This window comes from Streptomyces sp. NPDC059355 (genome assembly GCF_042752335.1).
Lineage (GTDB): Bacteria > Actinomycetota > Actinomycetes > Streptomycetales > Streptomycetaceae > Streptomyces.
In genome coordinates, this window is sequence record NZ_JBHYXN010000001.1 from 41,787 (window position 1) to 59,016 (window position 17,230).

General features: G+C 73.5%; 15 protein-coding genes. 4 read left to right on the top strand and 11 right to left on the bottom strand.

The features are described from left to right. Positions 1-168 precede the first annotated feature (168 nt). The gene (locus ACFXGI_RS00200; RefSeq protein WP_384700909.1) at positions 169-1,611 is read left to right on the top strand and encodes a PP2C family protein-serine/threonine phosphatase; all 1,443 of its coding nucleotides are present in this window, start codon (positions 169-171) and stop codon (positions 1,609-1,611) included. 105 nt (positions 1,612-1,716) lie between these two features. Here ACFXGI_RS00200 and ACFXGI_RS00205 read toward each other — a convergent pair whose 3' ends face one another. Then, on the bottom strand, positions 1,717-3,198 hold the full coding sequence (locus tag ACFXGI_RS00205) for a hypothetical protein (RefSeq protein WP_384700912.1): 1,482 nt from the start codon (positions 3,196-3,198) through the stop codon (positions 1,717-1,719). A gap of 230 nt (positions 3,199-3,428) precedes the next feature. On the opposite strand from ACFXGI_RS00205, the gene ACFXGI_RS00210 reads away from it, so the two are divergent. Next, on the top strand, positions 3,429-4,553 hold the full coding sequence (locus ACFXGI_RS00210; protein ID WP_384700915.1) for an aminoglycoside phosphotransferase family protein: 1,125 nt from the start codon (positions 3,429-3,431) through the stop codon (positions 4,551-4,553). Between the two features lie 204 nt (positions 4,554-4,757). Further along, on the top strand, positions 4,758-6,557 hold the full coding sequence (gene kstD / locus ACFXGI_RS00215; protein ID WP_384700919.1) for a 3-oxosteroid 1-dehydrogenase: 1,800 nt from the start codon (positions 4,758-4,760) through the stop codon (positions 6,555-6,557). Between the two features lie 32 nt (positions 6,558-6,589). Here kstD and ACFXGI_RS00220 read toward each other — a convergent pair whose 3' ends face one another. The 5 genes from ACFXGI_RS00220 to ACFXGI_RS00240 all read right to left on the bottom strand — a co-directional run bounded on the left by ACFXGI_RS00220 (position 6,590) and on the right by ACFXGI_RS00240 (position 11,394). Then, positions 6,590-7,090, bottom strand: coding sequence for a hypothetical protein (locus ACFXGI_RS00220; RefSeq protein ID WP_030865043.1), 501 nt, complete (start codon positions 7,088-7,090; stop codon positions 6,590-6,592). Positions 7,091-7,328: 238 nt separating this feature from the next. Next, on the bottom strand, positions 7,329-7,661 hold the full coding sequence (locus tag ACFXGI_RS00225) for a hypothetical protein (protein WP_384700923.1): 333 nt from the start codon (positions 7,659-7,661) through the stop codon (positions 7,329-7,331). A gap of 126 nt (positions 7,662-7,787) precedes the next feature. Beyond that, positions 7,788-7,991, bottom strand: a complete 204-nt coding sequence (locus tag ACFXGI_RS00230) for a maleylpyruvate isomerase N-terminal domain-containing protein (RefSeq protein WP_384700926.1) — start codon at positions 7,989-7,991, stop codon at positions 7,788-7,790. A gap of 34 nt (positions 7,992-8,025) precedes the next feature. After that, positions 8,026-10,863, bottom strand: coding sequence for an ATP-binding protein (locus ACFXGI_RS00235; protein ID WP_384700929.1), 2,838 nt, complete (start codon positions 10,861-10,863; stop codon positions 8,026-8,028). 126 nt (positions 10,864-10,989) lie between these two features. Continuing rightward, on the bottom strand, positions 10,990-11,394 hold the full coding sequence (locus tag ACFXGI_RS00240) for an ACT domain-containing protein (RefSeq protein WP_384700932.1): 405 nt from the start codon (positions 11,392-11,394) through the stop codon (positions 10,990-10,992). A 26-nt stretch (positions 11,395-11,420) separates the two neighbouring features. Here ACFXGI_RS00240 and ACFXGI_RS00245 point away from each other — a divergent pair, with 26 nt between their 5' ends. Continuing rightward, positions 11,421-12,620: a low temperature requirement protein A gene (locus ACFXGI_RS00245; protein ID WP_384700935.1), complete on the top strand. Its 1,200-nt coding sequence runs from the start codon at positions 11,421-11,423 to the stop codon at positions 12,618-12,620. 221 nt (positions 12,621-12,841) lie between these two features. On the opposite strand, the gene ACFXGI_RS00250 is transcribed toward ACFXGI_RS00245, so the two are convergent. The 5 genes from ACFXGI_RS00250 to ACFXGI_RS00270 all read right to left on the bottom strand — a co-directional run bounded on the left by ACFXGI_RS00250 (position 12,842) and on the right by ACFXGI_RS00270 (position 17,157). Beyond that, positions 12,842-13,351: a hypothetical protein gene (locus ACFXGI_RS00250; RefSeq protein ID WP_384700937.1), complete on the bottom strand. Its 510-nt coding sequence runs from the start codon at positions 13,349-13,351 to the stop codon at positions 12,842-12,844. A 125-nt stretch (positions 13,352-13,476) separates the two neighbouring features. After that, positions 13,477-13,707 (bottom strand): DUF397 domain-containing protein, encoded by a 231-nt coding sequence (locus ACFXGI_RS00255; protein WP_384701799.1) that lies wholly within the window; start codon positions 13,705-13,707, stop codon positions 13,477-13,479. Between the two features lie 245 nt (positions 13,708-13,952). Then, on the bottom strand, positions 13,953-15,128 hold the full coding sequence (locus ACFXGI_RS00260) for a thiolase domain-containing protein (protein WP_384700940.1): 1,176 nt from the start codon (positions 15,126-15,128) through the stop codon (positions 13,953-13,955). Continuing rightward, positions 15,125-16,198, bottom strand: coding sequence for a thiolase domain-containing protein (locus ACFXGI_RS00265; protein WP_384700943.1), 1,074 nt, complete (start codon positions 16,196-16,198; stop codon positions 15,125-15,127). Before ACFXGI_RS00265 ends, ACFXGI_RS00260 begins: the two co-directional genes overlap by 4 nt. After that, the gene (locus tag ACFXGI_RS00270; RefSeq protein ID WP_384700946.1) at positions 16,198-17,157 is read right to left on the bottom strand and encodes an OB-fold domain-containing protein; all 960 of its coding nucleotides are present in this window, start codon (positions 17,155-17,157) and stop codon (positions 16,198-16,200) included. Before ACFXGI_RS00270 ends, ACFXGI_RS00265 begins: the two co-directional genes overlap by 1 nt. Positions 17,158-17,230 lie beyond the last annotated feature (73 nt).

The window sequence follows — 17,230 nt, forward strand, 5'->3', positions numbered from 1 at the left end:
ATCGTTCGTACAGGCCGAGGAGGGCCCGGGAGGCCCTTGGCATATGCCTGAAGCAAGGCCGTTCCGGATGTTGCCAAACGCCTTACGGGTCATCGCCGCCTGTGCAACAGTCGTAACCGGTCCTTCCTTCAGACATGGCCGTACCGCGCCGCCTGTATCGGAGTTCTCATGCCGTCCCACCTCTTCGCGGACCATCCCGCGCAGCCGCCCGAGCCGGGGTCCGTGGACGCGCTGATCTCGCAGACCCGACGGCTCCGCGGCGAGGTGGACGCGGTGCGCCGCGACACGGTGGTCGACGACGACGATGTGCAGGGCCGCTGGCAGCGCGCACTGTGCGACCTCGCCGTGCACCAGCTCGACGACCTGGGCGAACACTTGGGCCAGCTCAAGGAGGGCCTGCCGGCCGAGCCGGTACTCGACGGGCCCGGTGGGCTCTGCGAGCACGCGGCGGGGTACGACGCGGCCGGACCCGAGGCGCAGCAGACCCGCGTGGGCAGCGCCGAGTGGAACCTGCTCACCGACGAAGTCAACTGGTCCGAGGAGCTGTTCCAGATCTTCGGCCGCTCGCCCGAGGCGGGCCCGCTCCCCCTCGACGAACTCGGCTCCACGCTCTTCTCCGACGACCAGCCGCTGCTCACCTCGATGGTGACGGCCTGTCTGGTCGACGGAAGGCCGATCGACGGCGAGTTCCGCATCGTCCGGGCCGACGGCCGAGTCCGGACGCTGCACATGCGAGGCGAGCCGGTACTCGACTCCGACGGTTGCACGGCCTCCATGTGGGCCGTGCTCCGGGACGTGAGTGAGCTGCGCCGAAGCCAGCGCGCCGTACGCGAGTCCCGTGACTCGCTGCAGCGCCGGCGGGAGATCGCGCAGACCGAGCACCGGCTGGCGGTCGAGCTGCAGGAAGCCGTGCTCCCCCCGTGGCACGGCTCCCTGCGGTTCCCGCACCACACCACCGGCGCGCTCGACGTCGCCGCGCACTACCTGCCCGCCGCGACCGGCGCGCTGGTCGGCGGGGACTGGTACGACGCGCTCGAACTGCCCGACGGCCGCTCGCTGCTGACCGTGGGCGACCTGACCGGGCACGGGGTGACGGCCACCTCCGGGATGGCCATGATGCTCGGCGCCCTGCGCGGCATGGCGATGGCCGGGATCGAGCCGGGCCCGCTGATGGGCTGGCTCAACCAGCTCCTTGAGGCCTCGGCGCAGCCGGCGCTCGGCTCGGCCGTGTGCTGCCGCTACGATCCCGCGCGCCGTGTGCTGTCCTGGGCGCAGGCCGGTCACCCGGCCCCGCTGCTGTTCCGCGGCGGCTCCGGCCGCGCCCTGCAGCCACCGGAGGGCGTTCTGCTGGGCGCGACCTCCGGGGCGGCGTACGGGCAGGCCGAGGAACGGCTGGAACCGGGCGACGTGCTCGTCCTGCACACGGACGGACTGACGCCGCGCAGCATCGAGTTCGGCCGGGCGGACGGCGCCGAGCGGCTGCTGGCCCTCGCGCCTCGGTTCACGGGCGCGCGGTCGGCGCGGGACTGCGTGCGGATGGTGGTCGAGGAGTTCGGTGTGGGTGAACGTGAGGCCGACGCCTGCGTCCTGGTCGCCTGGGTCGGCGGCTGAGCGCCGGGTATCGGCTCTTCAGGGCCGCGCCGCAAGGCGCGGCCTTTCTCTTCTCCGTACGGATGCCGGTGCTGCACGCGTCGGCGCGGGGTGCCCGCGGCACCGCTAGACGGTGTGCTGCGTCGGACTGTTCGGCAGGGCCAGCTCGATCTCCGCGCGCAGGTCCTCGATCCCTGCGTACCCGGCGTACTGCCCGGTCAGCCGGTACATCTCGCGCAGCCGGTCCCAGGTCCGGTGCGAGGAGGTCTCGTGCATCGAGACCAGCGCGAGCCGGGCGTAGCGGTCGGCCTGCTCCGGGTCGTCGGCGATGAAGCAGGCCGAGGCCATCGAGATGTAGTCGAAGATCTGCGAGCGCTGGTGACCGCCGGAGCGCAGCCGCAGCGCCTCCCGGGCGTGCCGCTGGGCGATCGGCGCGACCGAGGGATCGTGGTCGGCGAGGGTGCGGAATGCCAGGGCCTGCATGCCGTGCAGGTCCGCCTCGTCGAAGTTCTGCATCCACGACGGCGGGGGGACGTCGCCCTTGTCCGAGACGAACAGGTCCTCGGCCTCGCCGAGGGTGCGGCGCATGGCCTGGCCCTTGCCCATCGCGGCCTGCGCCCAGGCTTCGATGGTGTGCAGCATGGCGCGGGTCCGGGGCAGGGTCTGCTCGCCGGACCCGGACTGGGCCAGCTTCATCAGGTCCAGGGCCTCGTGGGGTTTGCCCAGGTGAACCATCTGGCGCGCGGCCCGGGAGAGTGCTTCGCCGGCCCGCGGCCGGTCCCCGCCCTCGCGGGCGGCGTGCGCCGCGATGACGAAGTACTTCTGCGCGGTGGGTTCGAGGCCCACGTCGTGGGACATCCAGCCCGCCAGCACCGCCAGGTTGGCCGCCACCCCCCACAGCCGCCGCTGGAGGTGGTCGGGGTGGTGGTACGCGAGCATGCCGCCGACCTCGTTGAGCTGCCCGACCACGGCCTTGCGCTGCAGGCCGCCACCGCGGGAGGCGTCCCAGGCGCGGAACACCTCCACGGAGCGTTCCAGCGCCGCGATCTCCTGGGAGCCGATGGGGGCGGCTTCGTAGCGGTCGTAGCCGATCGGGTCTGCCTGGTAGGAGTCGCCGAAGTTCTGCGGGGCCTTGGCGGGGGCGGGATCGGTGTGGAGCCAGTCGTTCATGGCGTGGGTGAGGGCGGAGCCTGCGGTGAGCGCGACACCCGCGCCCATCAGACCGCGACGGTTGAGCATGAGGTCCATTCCCGTGAATTCGGTGAGGACCGCGGCTGTGCGTTCGGGCGCCCAGGGCATTCCGTCGGGGTTCTGCTTCACCCCGTCCGGCTGCCGTTTGGTGGTGCGCCGCTGCCGTACGAACCCGAGGTCCTCGATGGTCACGACACGACCGAGCTGCTCGGTGAACAGGGCTGCCAGTACAGTCGGAACCGGTTCGCGCGGGGTCTCCCCCATGTCGATCCAGCGCCGCACCCGCGAGGTGTCGGTGGCCAGTTGGTGGTGGCCCATGGCCGCCGCCTGCCGGTTGACCATCCTCGCCAGCTCACCCTTCGACCAGCCGGCCAGGCCGAACAAGTCGTTCAAGCGGGTGTTTGGTCCTTTGCTCACGTCAAGCCCCCAGGTTCTCGGCTGATTTGACACTAGCCCGCCGTCAGTGGCCCCGTGCATATTCGCCAGGCTTCGCCAGGGCACGCTTCGTGGTCCGCCACCCACGGCCCGGTGTCAGGTAGGAATGCGCCTCCCCGACCCGGTCTCCGGGCGGAACTCCCCAGGGTGAAGTACGGGACCGGCGGGGTGGCGTACGCAACTCGTCGGCGCACGAAGGGATCCGTAACGCCATGTACGCAGCAACGTCCTCCGTGTCCGCCCCGGTCCGGCCGCACCGCACGCTCCAGGCGGGCGGCGGCCCCTACCTCGATCCCGGCCGCCAGGCGGCACCGGCGCAGGGCGCCGTACGGGCGCGGCGGATGCCGGGTGCCGGATCGCAGCCTCTCAGCGGAAGAATCGACCTCTCGGGACCGCAGGGTGCGCAACTGCGCACGGCGCTGGCCTCGGTGCAGCGGATCTGTCCGGAGTTCGCGCCGGTCCAGGTGCTGCGGCGCAGCGGCCGGTCGGTCCTCCTGGTCGGGACGACGGGCCGGATGACCGCGGTCGCCAAGGTTTTACTGGACCACTCGTCGGAATGGCGCGAGCGGTACCGGCACGAAATAGCTTCGTACCGGACGTTCGTCCGACACCGCCCGCCGGTCCGGGTGCCGCGGCTGATCGCCGCGGATCCCGAGAACTGCACGCTGGTGGTCGAACGGATGGCGGGCCGGGTCGCGGCTTTGCAGAGGCACCCCGTCGAGGCCCCGCCGCGGGCCGACGTACGGGCCGCGCTGGGTGCGATGTGCCGGGTGAACCAGTGGCGTCCGCCGACCGATCTCTTCGGCGACCCGCTGAACTACGGGCAGCGCGTGACGCGGTACCACGAGCTGGGGCTGCTGACCGACCGGGATCTGGGCGATCTGCAGAAGCTGCTGTGCGGGCTGAAGCTGGCGGGCGTCCAGCGGCAGTTCAACCACGGTGACGCGCTCCTGTCGAACCTGCTGCTGTCCCCGGCGGGGCCGGTGCTGCTCGACTGGGAGCACGCGGGCTGGTACCTGCCCGGCTACGACCTCGCCACGCTGTGGACGGTGCTGGGCGACGCCCCGGCCGCCCGCAGCCAGATCAGCCGGCTCGCCCAGTCGGCCGGTCCGGCCTCGCGGGACGCGTTCCTGGTCAACCTGATGCTGGTGCTGACGCGGGAGATCCGCATGTGCGAGACGGCGGTCCAGCGCTCCATGCTGGCGACCGCCCCGAGCCACCCGCTTCCGGTCGGCTCCCTGTCCTGCGGCGAGGAGCAACGGCTCCTGCTGCGCCGTCTGCACGACGACTGCGGCATGGCCCGCAGGGCGGTGCGCGCGGCGGTCGGAACCCGCTGACCCCGGCGGCCCGACCCCGTACGAAAATCCCGTGCCGTACGCACCTGGTGTGCGTACCACGGGATTTCGTGCGTTCCGGGCCATCTCGCCACCCCTGCGCATGCCTTGACATCACATGATCCCCCGAACACCTTTTCTGACTCAGCATCAGAATTGCTGGAGCCGCCGACCGTCCCCGCCTTCCCACTCCGCTGGAGCCCGCCCATGTCCGCAAGACTTGAGTCCGCATGTCCCACCCCTCCTTCCCGTCGGACGGTCCTCGCCGGGGCCGGGGCGGGGGTGCTCGCCGCGGCCGTCCTGCCGGAGCCCCTCGCGCGGGCCGCCGAATCCGGTACGGGGCTCCCGCTCGGCGAGTACCACGTGGTCGTGGTCGGCTCCGGGGCGTCCGGGATGACCGCCGCGCTCACCGCCGCCAAGCGGGGCCTGAGCGTGCTGGTGGTGGAGAAGGCGCCGACGTTCGGCGGTTCGGCGGCGCGCTCCGGGGCCGGGATCTGGCTGCCGAACAACTCGGTGATCCTGGCGGCGGGGGTGCCGGACACCCCGCAGAAGGCGGCGACCTACCTGGCGGCGGTCGTCGGCGACGGCTCGCCGGCGGACCGGCAGACGGCATTCCTCGCCAACGGTCCCCGGATGCTGGACTTCGTGATGGCCAACAGCCCGCTGCGCTTCCGGTACATGGACGGGTACAGCGACTACTACCCGAACCTGCCGGGCGGGATGCCGAACGGCCGGTCCATCGAGCCCGACCAGATCGACGGCAACATCCTGGGCGCCGAACTGGCCCGGCTGAACCCGGCGTACATGCCGGTGCCGGCCGGGATGGTGGTGTTCAGCCAGGAGTACAAGTGGCTGAACCTGGCGGCCGTGAGCGCCAGGGGCCTCGCGGTGTCCGCGGAGTGCCTGGCGCGCGGGACCAAGGCCGCGCTGTGCGGGCAGAAGCCGCTGACGATGGGCCAGGCGCTGGCGGCCGGGCTGCGGGCGGGGCTGCTGGAGGCGGGCGTTCCGGTGTGGCTGAACAGCCCGCTGGTCGAGCTGGTGCAGGAGGGCGGCGCCGTCACCGGGGTGGTGGTGGAGAGAGAGGGCGTACGGGGTGTCGTACGGGCCCGCAGGGGCGTGGTCGTCGGCTCGGGCGGCTTCGAGCACAACGCGGAGATGCGGGCGCAGTACCAGCAGCAGCCGATCGGCACCCAGTGGTCGGTCGGCGCCAAGGAGAACACCGGTGACGGGATCCGGGCGGGGCAGCGCGCCGGGGCGGCTCTGGCGCTGATGGAGGACGCCTGGTGGGGGCCGTCGATCCCGCTGCCCGGGGAGCCGTACTTCTGCCTGGCCGAGCGCACGCTGCCCGGCGGGCTGATCGTGAACCGGGCGGGTGCGCGGTTCGTCAACGAGGCGGCCCCGTACAGCGACGTGGTGCACGTGATGTACGAGAAGGACCGGGGGGCGACGGGCTCGCACATCCCGGCCTGGCTGATCGTGGATCAGAACTACCGCAACAAGTACCTGTTCAAGGACATCCTGCCGACGATCGTCTTCCCGGACGCCTGGTACGAGGCGGGCGCGGCGAAGAAGGCGTGGACCTGGGACGCGCTGGCGGGCCAGATCGGGGTCCCGGCGGGGGCGCTGCGGGCGACCCTGAACCGGTTCAACGCCCAGGCCTGGAACGGCACCGACCCCGATTTCCACCGGGGGGACACGGCGTACGACCACTACTACACGGACCCGGGCGTGCAGCCGAACTCGTGTCTGGCCCCGATCTGGGCGCCGCCGTTCTACGCCTTCAAGATCGTGCCGGGCGATCTGGGCACGAAGGGCGGCATCGTCACGGACGCGCGGGCCCGCGCGCTGCGCCCCGACGGCTCGGTGATCCGGGGCCTGTGGGCGGCGGGCAACGCGAGCGCGGCGGTGATGGGCCACAGCTACGCGGGGGCGGGATCGACGATCGGCCCCGCGATGACGTTCGGCTACGTGGCGGCGAACGACATCGCGGACACGACCACACCCTAGGGGGGTGTGCTCCGGATCAGGTCCTGGAGGCCCTAGCCCTGCTGGAAGAGTTCGGCGGGGAGCGGCTTGAGGAGGGCGTACAGGTCGTCGGTGATCGGCCGGTCCCAGCTGGCGATGGTGACCAGCACGTTGTCACTGCGGTCGAACTGCACGCAGCTGATCCGGCCCTCGGAAAGCTTGACCTTGCGGACGATGAGGAGGTTGTCGCCCTGCATGACGGGGCAGTCCTCGATGCCGGTGACCTCGACGTCCTCGTCGTTCTCGAGGGCGTCGAGGAGCTGGGCCACCTCGAAGGGGACCTGGCCGTCGGTGATCTCCCGGGCCGGGGAGCCCTCGGGGAGGTTGCCGATGATCATTGCGGGGCCGCGTCCGCCGAACAGGTCGTAGCGGAGAAAGACGCCCTGGCAGCTGCCGTCGGGCGCGGGCAGCAGCCCGGCCCCGAGATTGCCCGGCCAGTCCCCCGGGTCCATGGCCAGGACGTCGAAGTCCGGGCCGGCGGGTGTGGCGGCGCGGTTGCGGCGGAGGAAGGACATGCCGCCATGGTACGTGCCCGCCCCGCATTTCCGGCCCCGGGCCCCACCGCACCCGCCCCCTCGGCCGAACCTCCCTGCCGGGCGGTCCGGACCGGACTGCGGGACCGGGCGCTCGGACCGCGCCGCGGGACCGGGCGGTGGTCACACCGGCGGGACCAGGGCGAAGTAGTGCGGCAGTGGCTCCGCGTCGCCCGTGACCCGCAGGGCGGATGCAGGGATCCGCGCCAGAGGAACAGCATCAGGTCCGACGCCGCGCCCGCGGCCTCCACCTCCACCGTGCCGACGGCCCCGTGCTCCACCAGGACCGGTCCCCGGAGAACGTGACGGTCCAGGACCCGGGGCCGTCCGTCCGCCGGAAGCGGTACCGCTCGCCCGCCCCGGGCGGGGCCCCGGCGGCGGCCCGCCGGAACGGGGCCGTCGTCTCGAAGGTCTGCGGGACCGCGTCCGCTGCGATCGCCGCGTCGACCGGCTCCGGCGCCCCGGTCGCGGACCGGGCGTCCCGCCGGTGCACGGCCGGCTCGATGGTCTGCATGCGCAGCCGGAAGCCGCTCGTGCGGTCCGTGGAATCCACCGACCACGTCCACACCGGCACGTCCGCCCCCGGATCGGTTCGCCCTCCGGCTTCCGCCGGCCGGGCCGCCCGTGCCGCCGGGTCCCGCGGGATCTCGAAGATCGTGGGATCGGTGTGGTCGGGGGCCTACGGGTGGCGCTCGCGCAGGATGTGGGCCACGAACCGGTGCACCGCGCCCAGGTGCCCGACCAGGTCGGCGACCGACCACCCGGGGCAGGACGGCACCAGCGCGACCGGGGTGTCGCCGGCACCGTCGATCGCGCGCCGGACGGCCTTCCCGAAGGCCGACGTCTCGTTGCGGAAAGGGCAGAGCCCCGTCGAGTGGCCCACGGGGTTGACCCTGCCCCCGCGTCCACCGGCCGTATCACCTTGAGCTGCGGGCGAACACCTCCAGCGCCTCATGGAGACCGGTGCGGTCCGTGCCGAGTTTGCGGCAGACCGCCGACAGGCTTGGGCCGGACACCGCCGGGTCGCCTTCGGCGGCCCGGCGCGCCAGCCCGGCCTCTTCCTCCGTGAGGGCGTCCTCGGGAACCGCGGCGCACGGCAGTCCGCCGCCGAGCGCGAGCACGGCGTCCACCACGCTGCGCTCCAGGCCGTCGGCGCCGCACTCGCGGGCGGTCACCGCCGCCCGGGTCAGCAGGGCCGTGTCGCGGAGCTCGGTGCCCAGTGCGGCGAGGGCGAGCGCCAGCTCGTACCCCGCGGGCGACTCGGACAGCAGGGACACCGCTTCGGTCAGCAGTGCCCGACGCTCATCGGGGGGTGCGACCTCCGCGGCGACCCGCAGCGCCTGGCCGATGCCCGAGGGGGCGCCGAAGGCCCGGGCCCGGCGGACCGCGCCCTCGGCCAGGTCGCGGGCCCGCCCGGGGTCCTCCTCCGCCACCGCCCGGGCCAGGTGCAGCTGCCACGGGCACCAGGACGGGTTCCGGATCCCGCGCGGGCCGAGCCTGCGGTCCACGGCCTCCAGTTCGGCCACCGCCGCCTTCGCCTGGCCGCGGGCCAGCAGCAGTTCCGCGTACACGGTCTGCGCGTCCGGGAAGACCACCGCCGCCGGGAAGGACTCCCCGAACCCGTGCTCCCGCGCCAGCTCCCACGCCTCGTCCACCCGTCCCCGCGCGAGCAGGGTCGTGGCGAGGATCGCGATGGCGTACCAGTGCACGGGCGTGCCGCGCCCCACCCGCTCGGCGAGCCGCAGCCCGGCCCGGGCCAGCTCCTCGGCCTCCGCGAGCCGCCCGCGCCGGTAGCGGATGTACGCGCGCAGGCTGTACGCGAACGACAGGTGGGCCCCGCGCCAGCCGTGCCGCTCGAACTCGGCGGTGCCCGCCTCGAACAGCTCCTCCGCCCGCCCGGGCCGGTCCGCGTACATGTGGACCATGGCGGTGAGCACCGGCACCTCGAAGCCCCGGTCCTCGTACGCCCAGCTGAATTCCGCGCCCAGGGCCCGTACCGCGTGGTGCAGGACCACGTCGACCGGCTCCCCGCGCAGGCAGGCGTCCCAGGCGCGCAGTCCGATGACGTACCGCTCGGTGAGGTCGCGGCCGGTCAGCCTGTCGGCGAGCCGGGCCAGCCGGCGCGAGCGCGCCGGGGAGTCGGGCTCGACGGCGTCGAAGGCGTCCCACATGAACTGCTCGGACTGCAGGCGCAGCCGGGCCCGGACGTCCCGGGTGTACGGGATCTCCCGCGCGAGCGATTCGGAGGCGTCGGCGAGGCGGTCGCTGTGGGCGAGGACCTGGGCGAGCCGGATGACGATGCCCTGGCGCAGGGCCGGGTCGTCGAAGGGCTCGGCGAGGGCGGCCCTCAGGTGGTTGACGGTGTTGGCGGGTTCGGTGAGCAGGGAGGCGCAGCCGAGCTCGTACAGCACGGCGGCCCGCACGTCGAAGTCCGGTGGCTCGCGCAGGGCGCGCGCGAGCTGGCGGCGGGCGGCCTCGGGAGCGCCGGCGCGCAGGTTCTCGGCGGCGGCCGCGCGCAGGGTCCGTACCACCCAGGGGTCGTTCTCGGGGTGGGTCTCCAGCAGGTGGCGGGCGGCGGCGGAGGACCCGAGTCCGGCGTCGACGGCGGCGACGGCGGCCTGTCCGTGGAGGGCCACCCGCAGGGCGTCGGGGATGGACCGGTAGAGGGCGGTGGCGATGAGCGGGTGGACGAACTCCAGCCCCGCGTCGGGCACTTCGCCGGCGCCGGACAGGATGCGGGCCTCCCGCAGCCGCGCGGTGGCCGCGGCGGCCTCCTCGGGGCCGAGCCCGGCGACGCGGGCGGCGAGTTCCTGCGGGATGGCGGTGCCGAGGACGGCGCAGGCCCAGCCGAAGCGGACGGTGGACGGGCCGAGCCGCTCGAAGCGGGCGACGAGGCCGCTGCCGCGCTGGGCGGCGGCCAGGTCGCGCAGCAGCGGGGCGCTGACCGAGGTGGGGTCGAGGCCCTTGTCGCGGACCTTGGCGGTGAGCTCGACGGCCTCGAAGGGGTTGCCGGTGGTGACGGCCCAGGCCTCCCGGCAGAAGGCGTCGTCGGCGTGGTCTCCGACGGCCTCGCGGACCAGGGTGGACACGGCGGCCTCGGTCAGCGGTGCGAGGGCCAGCGGGCGGTGTCCGGCGCGGCCGGGCAGCGTACGGAAGGCATCTGCGTGGGCCGGGAGTTCGTCGGGGCGGTACGCGACGACGAGGAGCAGCGGGAGGTGCTCGGCGCGCGGGGCGAAGGCGGCGAGCCAGGAGAGGGATTCCGGGTCGGCCCAGTGGGCGTCGTCGAGGACGAGGGCGACGGGGGCGCGCTGCACGGTGAGGTGGGTGAGGACCCAGTCGAGTCCGTCGCGCAGGCCCTGGGGGTCGGGTGGGGCGCCCTGTTCGGGGGCGCACAGGCCGAGCGCGGGGCCGACGATGGAGTACCAGCTGCCGAGGGCGGCGCGCAGTTCTTCCTCGGGGCGGCCCGCCAGGTGGGGCTGGATGAGCTGGCGGGCGACGTGGAAGGGCTGGCTCTGCTCCTGTTCGCCGCCGCGGGCGGCCAGCAGGGTGCAGTCGCGGGCGAGGGCGCGGCGGCGCACTTCCGCGAGGAGGGTGGTCTTGCCGAGGCCGGCGGGTCCGGAGAAGGCGAGCAGCGCGCCGCCCGCGCCGGTGCCGGTACCGGCGCCGCCGAGGTGCTCCAGGGCCTCGTCCACGGTGGTGAGTTCGGCCTCGCGTTCGAACAGTTTGCGCCGTCTGCGGGTCGGGCGTTCCGTCATGGCTGGTACCCCCCAGGCCGGTTGGGGGCATCAGAGTACGCCCGCGCACGCACGCGCGAAGGCGTTCGGCAGAGAAAGATCGGAATCTTCGGGATCGTTCACCCGGGCCGTTTACCGGTGTCTCAATCACATCGAACGGATTGCCAGTTCTTCCAGTACGGCCACGGCCTCGGCCGCCCGCTCCGCGGGCACGAAGAGGTGGTCGTGGTGGTACCCGGCGATGACGTTGCAGCTGAGTCCGTGCGCGGCGAGCTCGGCGGCGAAGGCTCCGGTGAGGCCGACGGCGTCGAGGGCGGAGTGGATGCGCAGGGTGATCCACCCGGCGGTGTAGTCGTAGGCGAGTCCGGCGGCGTCGGCTTCCTCCTGGCGCAGGACGAGGGTGAGCCCCTCGGGCTCCAGGACGGTGGCGACGGGGGCGGTTCCCGCCGGGGGCGCCGTGGCCGCGGGGACCGTGCAGAAGGCGTACCGCCCCTCGTGCAGCTCGGGGCGCATGCCGCTCAGCAGTTTCCTCAGGTCGCTCTCGCCGCTCATACCGCCACCCTACCTATCATCCCGGTATGACCGATTCCGTGCCTGCGGCGCCGACGCCGGCGCCGGGCGAACGGCACGCCTCCTGGCTGGAGCTGTTCTTCGATCTGACGGCGGTGGCGGGCGTCGCCCAGCTGGCGCACCTCCTGCACGGCAGCCCCGGCCCGGGCGACGTGGCGCTGTACGCGGTGATGTTCCTGGCGTTCTGGACGGGCTGGATGCTGTTCACGGTCTACGGGAACGTCAGCGGCGAGGAGATCCGCACGTGGACGGTGCTGGCCGGGATGTTCGGCATGGCGGTGATGGCGGCCTCGGTCCACGGTGTACGGGAGGACCGGGCGGGGGCGTTCGCCCTCGCCTACATCCTGGTGCGGTCGCTGGCCGGCAAGGCGTGGGAGCGGCGCGGCGAGTACGTGCCGGACCTGCCGATCACACAGCTGGGGCTGGGGCTGACGCCGTGGATCGTGTCGATGTGGTTCGACGGGACGGCCCGGTACGTGCTGTGGGCGCTGGGGCTGGCCATCGACCTGGCGGTGATGTTCACGGTGTCCGGCAAGCGGCTGTCCGCCCGGGTGGAGGCGCAGTACGCCGAGCAGGCGGCGAGCAGGCGGCGGGCTTCGCCCAAGCCGGTGGCGGCGCTGATGGACGCGCCTCACCTCGGAGAGCGGCTGGGCCTGTTCCAGCTGATCGTGCTGGGCGAGGCGGTGGCCCAGGTGGTGGCGGCCGCCTCGCAGGTGGAGTGGGACGCGGCGCTGTACGGGGTCGGCGTCGGCGCGTTCCTGCTGCTGCTCCTGCTGTGGTCGCTGTCGCTGCGGCACGGGGCGGACGGGGTGCCGCTGCTGGCGTGGGACGTCCTTCCCGTACGGCTGGTCCTGCCGCTGCACTGCTTCGCCGCGGGCTCGGTGGCCGCGCTGGCGGCGGCGCTCGGCAACGCGGTGGAGTACACGGACCACCCGGTTCCCGGGTCGGTGCGGTGGCTGCTCTGCGGGAGCCTCGCGGTGTACCTGGCGCTCGCGGGGGTGGCGGCGATCGGCTCGGGTCGCCGCACGCGGGAGGGCCTGCTGCTGGTGGGGCCGTCGCTGGCCGCCGTACTGGTGACGGCGGCGCTGGCCCGGGATGCGGCGGCCGTCCAGCTGGTGTGGCTGCTGGTGCTGGCGGCGGCGGTGCCGCGGGTGCTGGTGGACCGGCTTCCCCGGACGCCGGCACCGGCTCGACCGACGACGCCCTAGGTCGTGTCGTCAAAGTCCCGTCTGGCCGGCGGGGCCTGGCACGCACGCTCGCCGCGTTGTCGTCGGTCATCGACATCCCCCAGCTACCGCTGGGAGGTGCCCCCACCGCGTCGATTCCCTCCTCCGCCCTGCGATCGCACGCACCAGACCCCGCCGGCCCCGCCCTCCCGGGCGGCCGACGCCACTTCGACGACACTCCCTAGCCCCCGCGGGCCGCCCGGTCAGGTGTGCTCGTAGATCCGGCGGTGCCACCAGGCGTACGGGATGCCGCGCCACCGAGCCCAGTCGTCGACGTACTCGATCCAGTCGGCCCAGTGGCCGGGTGGCGGATCCGGGTCCGGGAGGGTGCGGCGCCGGAACTCCGCGTCCAAGGCGCACAGGACGCGGCCCAGCGCCGTGCGGGCCTGCGGCGGCAGCCTCCGGTAGACCTCGCCCAGCCTGTCCCGGACCTCGGCCACGTCGTCGAGCGCGCAGCAGGGGCAGGCCGGCACCCGCGAGGCGACCAGCCGCAACCGGCCGCCGGGCCGGTTCAGGAAGGCGCGGTACCGGCGCAAGAGGTACGCGAGATCGGTGCAACTCGTGCTCTGCTCGTACAGAGCCCATTGAACGCCGGCACTCGCGGCCGGCGACAACCGGTCCACGGGGGGCAGTTCCCGCGCCCAGGCGGGCGGGCGGCGCCCTTCGAACGGTCCCTGCAGGGCGCGCAGCGCGCCGGGCCGTCTACGCGGCATCGCCCTTTCGGCGGATGATCACCATGGCGCCCATGATGCAGGGGCGCCCCGCGGGGTGCAAGGGGATTCGGCGTCGCGCCGCCCGCGGCCTCCGCCCCCTCGCCCCCGCACCCGCGGGCCATCGGCTACGTCAGGTCGAACTCGCCGCCCCTCGCGCCCAGTACGAACTTGCGCCACTCGTCCGGCGCGAAGATGAGCGAGGGGCTCTCGGGGCGTTCACTGTTGCGCATCGCGATGAACCCCTCGACGAAGGCGATCTGGACGTCGCCCGATCCCCGGCTGCTCGACTGCCAGTCCGCCCCGCTGAGATCGAGTTCCGGCTTGCCCCAGCCGGCTGCCAGAGGCTGTGAAGTCATGCTCTCGGCCACGTGCGTGCTCCTCCCGGTACTCCCGGTACGTCGTCCGGGGGCCAGAGTAGCCATCGCGGCGGGTGCCGCACAGGCCACGGTGAGTCACCCGTGGCCGGTCCGGCACGGCGGCACCACACCGCGCGCCACCGCGTGCCCGCCGGGCGCCCGCCGCCCCTCGCGCCCGGCGGCCCGGGTCCGCTCAGGAAATCCGCTCAGGAAATCCGGTCAGGGCGTCCGGTCAGGAAGTCCGCTCAGGAGGCGGGTGACTCCGCTCCCACCAGCCACATCGCGAAGAACTGGGCGCCGCCGCCGTACGCGTGGCCCATGGCCCGGCGGGCGTCCGGGACCTGGTGTTCGCCGGCCAGGCCGCGGACCTGCAGCGCCGCCTCCGCGAAGCGGATCATGCCGGAGGCACCGATGGGGTTGGTGGACAGCACCCCGCCCGAGGGGTTCACCGGGAGGTCTCCGTCGAGTTCGGTGACCCCCGCCTCGGTGAGCTTCCAGCCCTCGCCCTCCGCCGCGAAGCCGAGGTTCTCCAGCCACATCGGCTCGTACCAGGAGAACGGCACGTACATCTCCACCGCGTCGATCTCCCGCCGTGGATCGGTGATCCCGGCCTGCCGGTAGACGTCGGCAGCGCAGTCCTTGCCCGCCCGCGGCGAGACGAAGTCCTTGCCCGCGAACAGCGTCGGCTCGCTGCGCATCGCCCCGCCGTGCACCCAGGCCGGCGGCCGCGGCGAACGGGCCGCGCCCGCCCGGTCGGTGAGGATCATGGCGCAGGCGCCGTCCGAGGAGGGACAGGTCTCGGAGTACCGGATCGGGTCCCAGAGCATCGGCGAGGCCTGGACCTTCTCCAGGGTGATGTCGTGCTCGTGCAGGTGCGCGTACGGGTTCTTCAGCGCGTTGCGGCGGTCCTTGTACGCGACGAGCGAGCCGACCGCGTCGGGCGCGCCCGTGCGCCGCATGTACGCGCGCACGTGCGGGGCGAAGAACCCGCCGGCCCCCGCCAGCAGCGGCTGCTGGAACGGTACCGGCAGCGACAGGCCCCACATGGCGTTGGACTCGGACTGCTTCTCGAACGCCAGGGTCAGGACGGTGCGGTGGACCCGGGCCGCGACGAGGTTGGAGGCGACCAGCGCGGTGGAGCCGCCGACCGAACCGGCCGTGTGGACGCGGAGCATGGGCTTGCCGACGGCCCCGAGGGCGTCCGCCAGGTACAGCTCCGGCATCATCACGCCCTCGAAGAAGTCGGGGGCCTTGCCGATGACGACCGCGTCGATGTCCGCCCACGTCAGCTCGGCGTCGGCGAGGGCGCGCAGCGCGGCCTCGCGGACGAGCCCCGCGATGGAGACGTCGTGGCGGGCGGCGACGTGCTTGGTCTGGCCGATGCCGACGACGGCGACCGGCTCCTTCCCCGTACTGGTCATGCGGGTTCCCCTTCCAGGACGGCGACCAGGTTCTGCTGGAGGCAGGGGCCGGAGGTGGCGTGCGCGACGGCCCGGTCGGACTCTCCGCGGTGGATCCGGGCGGCGGCCTCGCCGATCCGGATGAGTCCGGCGGCCATGACCGGGTTGGCGGCGAGCGCCCCGCCGGACGGGTTGACGGCGATGTCGTCCCCGCCGAGCCGCAGCGCCTTGCGGAGCACGACCTCCTGGGAGGAGAACGGCGCGTGCAGTTCGGCGGTGTCCACCGGGGCGTCGAACAGGCCCGCGTGCTCGGCGGCGATCCGGGTGGACGGGGAGTCGGTGAGGTCGCGCAGGCCCAGGCCGTGGGCCTCGATGCGGTGGTCGATGCCGGTGATCCAGGCGGGGCGCGCGCACAGTCTCCGCGCCGTGTCGCCCGCGGCGAGGACGACGGCGGCCACGCCGTCGCCGACCGGCGGGCAGTCCCCCGTGCGCAGCGGCCGGACCTGGTAGTCGCCCTGCGCGACGGCGCCGCCCCTGAACTGGGCGTGCGGGTTGGCCTCGGCGGCGGTCCGGCTGCGGGCGCCGATGGCCGCGAGCGCGGCCTCGTCGGTCTCGCCCGCGTCGATCAGCGCCTGGGCCTGGAGGGCGGCGAGGGCCACCGAGTCGGGCCAGAGCGGAGCCAGGTAGTACGGGTCGAGCTGCCGGGTCAGGACGTCCCGTACGGACCCCGGGGAGGACTTCCCGTACGAGTACACCAGCGCGGTGTCGGCCTCGCCGGTCTGGATCTTCACCCAGGCCTCGTACAGGGCCCAGGCGCCGTCCATCTCGACGTGCGACTCGGAGATCGGCGGCCAGGCACCGACCCCGTCGAGGGTCATGGTGAAGGAGAAGGCCCGGCCGGCGAGGTAGTCGCTCGATCCGGAGCAGGTGAAGCCGATCTCTCCGGCCTTCAGACCGGTCTGGTCCAGCACCTGGTGGAGGACCGGCATGACCATCTCGACTTCGCTGAGTTCGTCGCTGCGGCGCCGGTGGTCGCTCTGCGCGAAGGCCACGACGGCCACGTCCCGCGCGTACCTGCTCGTCGTGGGCATCAGATGAGCTCCTTGTACGCGTCGTAGTCGGCGTCCGGCTCGCCGGTGGGGCGGTAGTGGTCGGGGTGGCGGCCGCCCTCGGTCCACACGGGTTCGACGCGCAGGCCCATGCGGACCTGGTCGTACGGGATGCCGCCGATCCGGCCGTGCAGGGCGAGGTCGGCGCCGTCGAGGGCGATGTGGGCGTAGACGTAGGGGACTTCGATGTCGAGGTTCTTGGCTTTGATGTTGACGATGCAGTAGGTGGTCACGGTGCCGACCGGGCCGACCTCGACCCGGTCGGTGGTGGCGACCCCGCAGGTGGGGCAGGCGCCGCGCGGCGGTACGTACACCTTGTGGCAGGAGGGGCAGCGCTCGCCTACGGTCCGCCGGTCGGCGAGGGCGTTGATGTAGGCGGTCTGGGAGCGGCCGGGGCTGTAGGTGTAGTCGAGGCGGGCGGCGGCGACGATGCCGGTGACGGCGTCGGCGAACTGCCCGTCGTGCGGGGTCGCCTGCGCCGTCGCCCCTGCCCCGTGCGGCTCGAAGCAGGCGATGTCCGTGATGGCGCCGGTGCGTTCGCCCGCCCAGCGGATCCGTACCCGCATGCCGGTGCGGACGGCCTCGGGGCCGGGGGCGTCGAGGGCGTGCAGGATCGCGGTGTCGGCGCCGTCGAGGCGGACCAGGACCCAGGCGAAGGGGGTGCCGAGGGGCTGGCCGGGGCGCGGGGAGCCGTTCCAGGCCCAGGTGGTGACGGTTCCGGTGGTGCCGACCTCGACGAGCTCGCGGATCTCCTCGGCGGTGACGGGGTCGTACTCGACGGGCGGGACCATCACCTTGCCGTCTGCGGTCCTGACGCCGAGGACGACGCGCTCGCGCAGCCCGGTGAGGAAGGCGCTCTGCACGGGCCCGAGGGAGCGGGTGAAGGGGAACTCGACGACGAGTGGCGCGCGCAGCACCTCTGGCGGGGACGCTGCTGTCATGACGGCTCTCCGATGCTCGCGGTGGGTACGGGGGGACGTGCGGGTTCACGGGCGGCCGTACGGGCGGCGGCGG

What these genes read in the sequence shown, in the direction of transcription:
- ACFXGI_RS00200 (WP_384700909.1), top strand. Translation starts at nt 169, where the DNA reads ATGCCGTCCCACCTCTTCGCGGACCATCCCGCGCAGCCGCCCGAGCCG.
- ACFXGI_RS00210 (WP_384700915.1), top strand. Translation starts at nt 3,429, where the DNA reads ATGTACGCAGCAACGTCCTCCGTGTCCGCCCCGGTCCGGCCGCACCGC.
- kstD (WP_384700919.1), top strand. Translation starts at nt 4,758, where the DNA reads ATGTCCGCAAGACTTGAGTCCGCATGTCCCACCCCTCCTTCCCGTCGG.
- ACFXGI_RS00220 (WP_030865043.1), bottom strand. Translation starts at nt 7,090, where the DNA reads ATGTCCTTCCTCCGCCGCAACCGCGCCGCCACACCCGCCGGCCCGGAC.
- ACFXGI_RS00235 (WP_384700929.1), bottom strand. Translation starts at nt 10,863, where the DNA reads ATGACGGAACGCCCGACCCGCAGACGGCGCAAACTGTTCGAACGCGAG.
- ACFXGI_RS00240 (WP_384700932.1), bottom strand. Translation starts at nt 11,394, where the DNA reads ATGAGCGGCGAGAGCGACCTGAGGAAACTGCTGAGCGGCATGCGCCCC.
- ACFXGI_RS00245 (WP_384700935.1), top strand. Translation starts at nt 11,421, where the DNA reads ATGACCGATTCCGTGCCTGCGGCGCCGACGCCGGCGCCGGGCGAACGG.
- ACFXGI_RS00250 (WP_384700937.1), bottom strand. Translation starts at nt 13,351, where the DNA reads ATGCCGCGTAGACGGCCCGGCGCGCTGCGCGCCCTGCAGGGACCGTTC.
- ACFXGI_RS00255 (WP_384701799.1), bottom strand. Translation starts at nt 13,707, where the DNA reads ATGACTTCACAGCCTCTGGCAGCCGGCTGGGGCAAGCCGGAACTCGAT.
- ACFXGI_RS00260 (WP_384700940.1), bottom strand. Translation starts at nt 15,128, where the DNA reads ATGACCAGTACGGGGAAGGAGCCGGTCGCCGTCGTCGGCATCGGCCAG.
- ACFXGI_RS00265 (WP_384700943.1), bottom strand. Translation starts at nt 16,198, where the DNA reads ATGCCCACGACGAGCAGGTACGCGCGGGACGTGGCCGTCGTGGCCTTC.
- ACFXGI_RS00270 (WP_384700946.1), bottom strand. Translation starts at nt 17,157, where the DNA reads ATGACAGCAGCGTCCCCGCCAGAGGTGCTGCGCGCGCCACTCGTCGTC.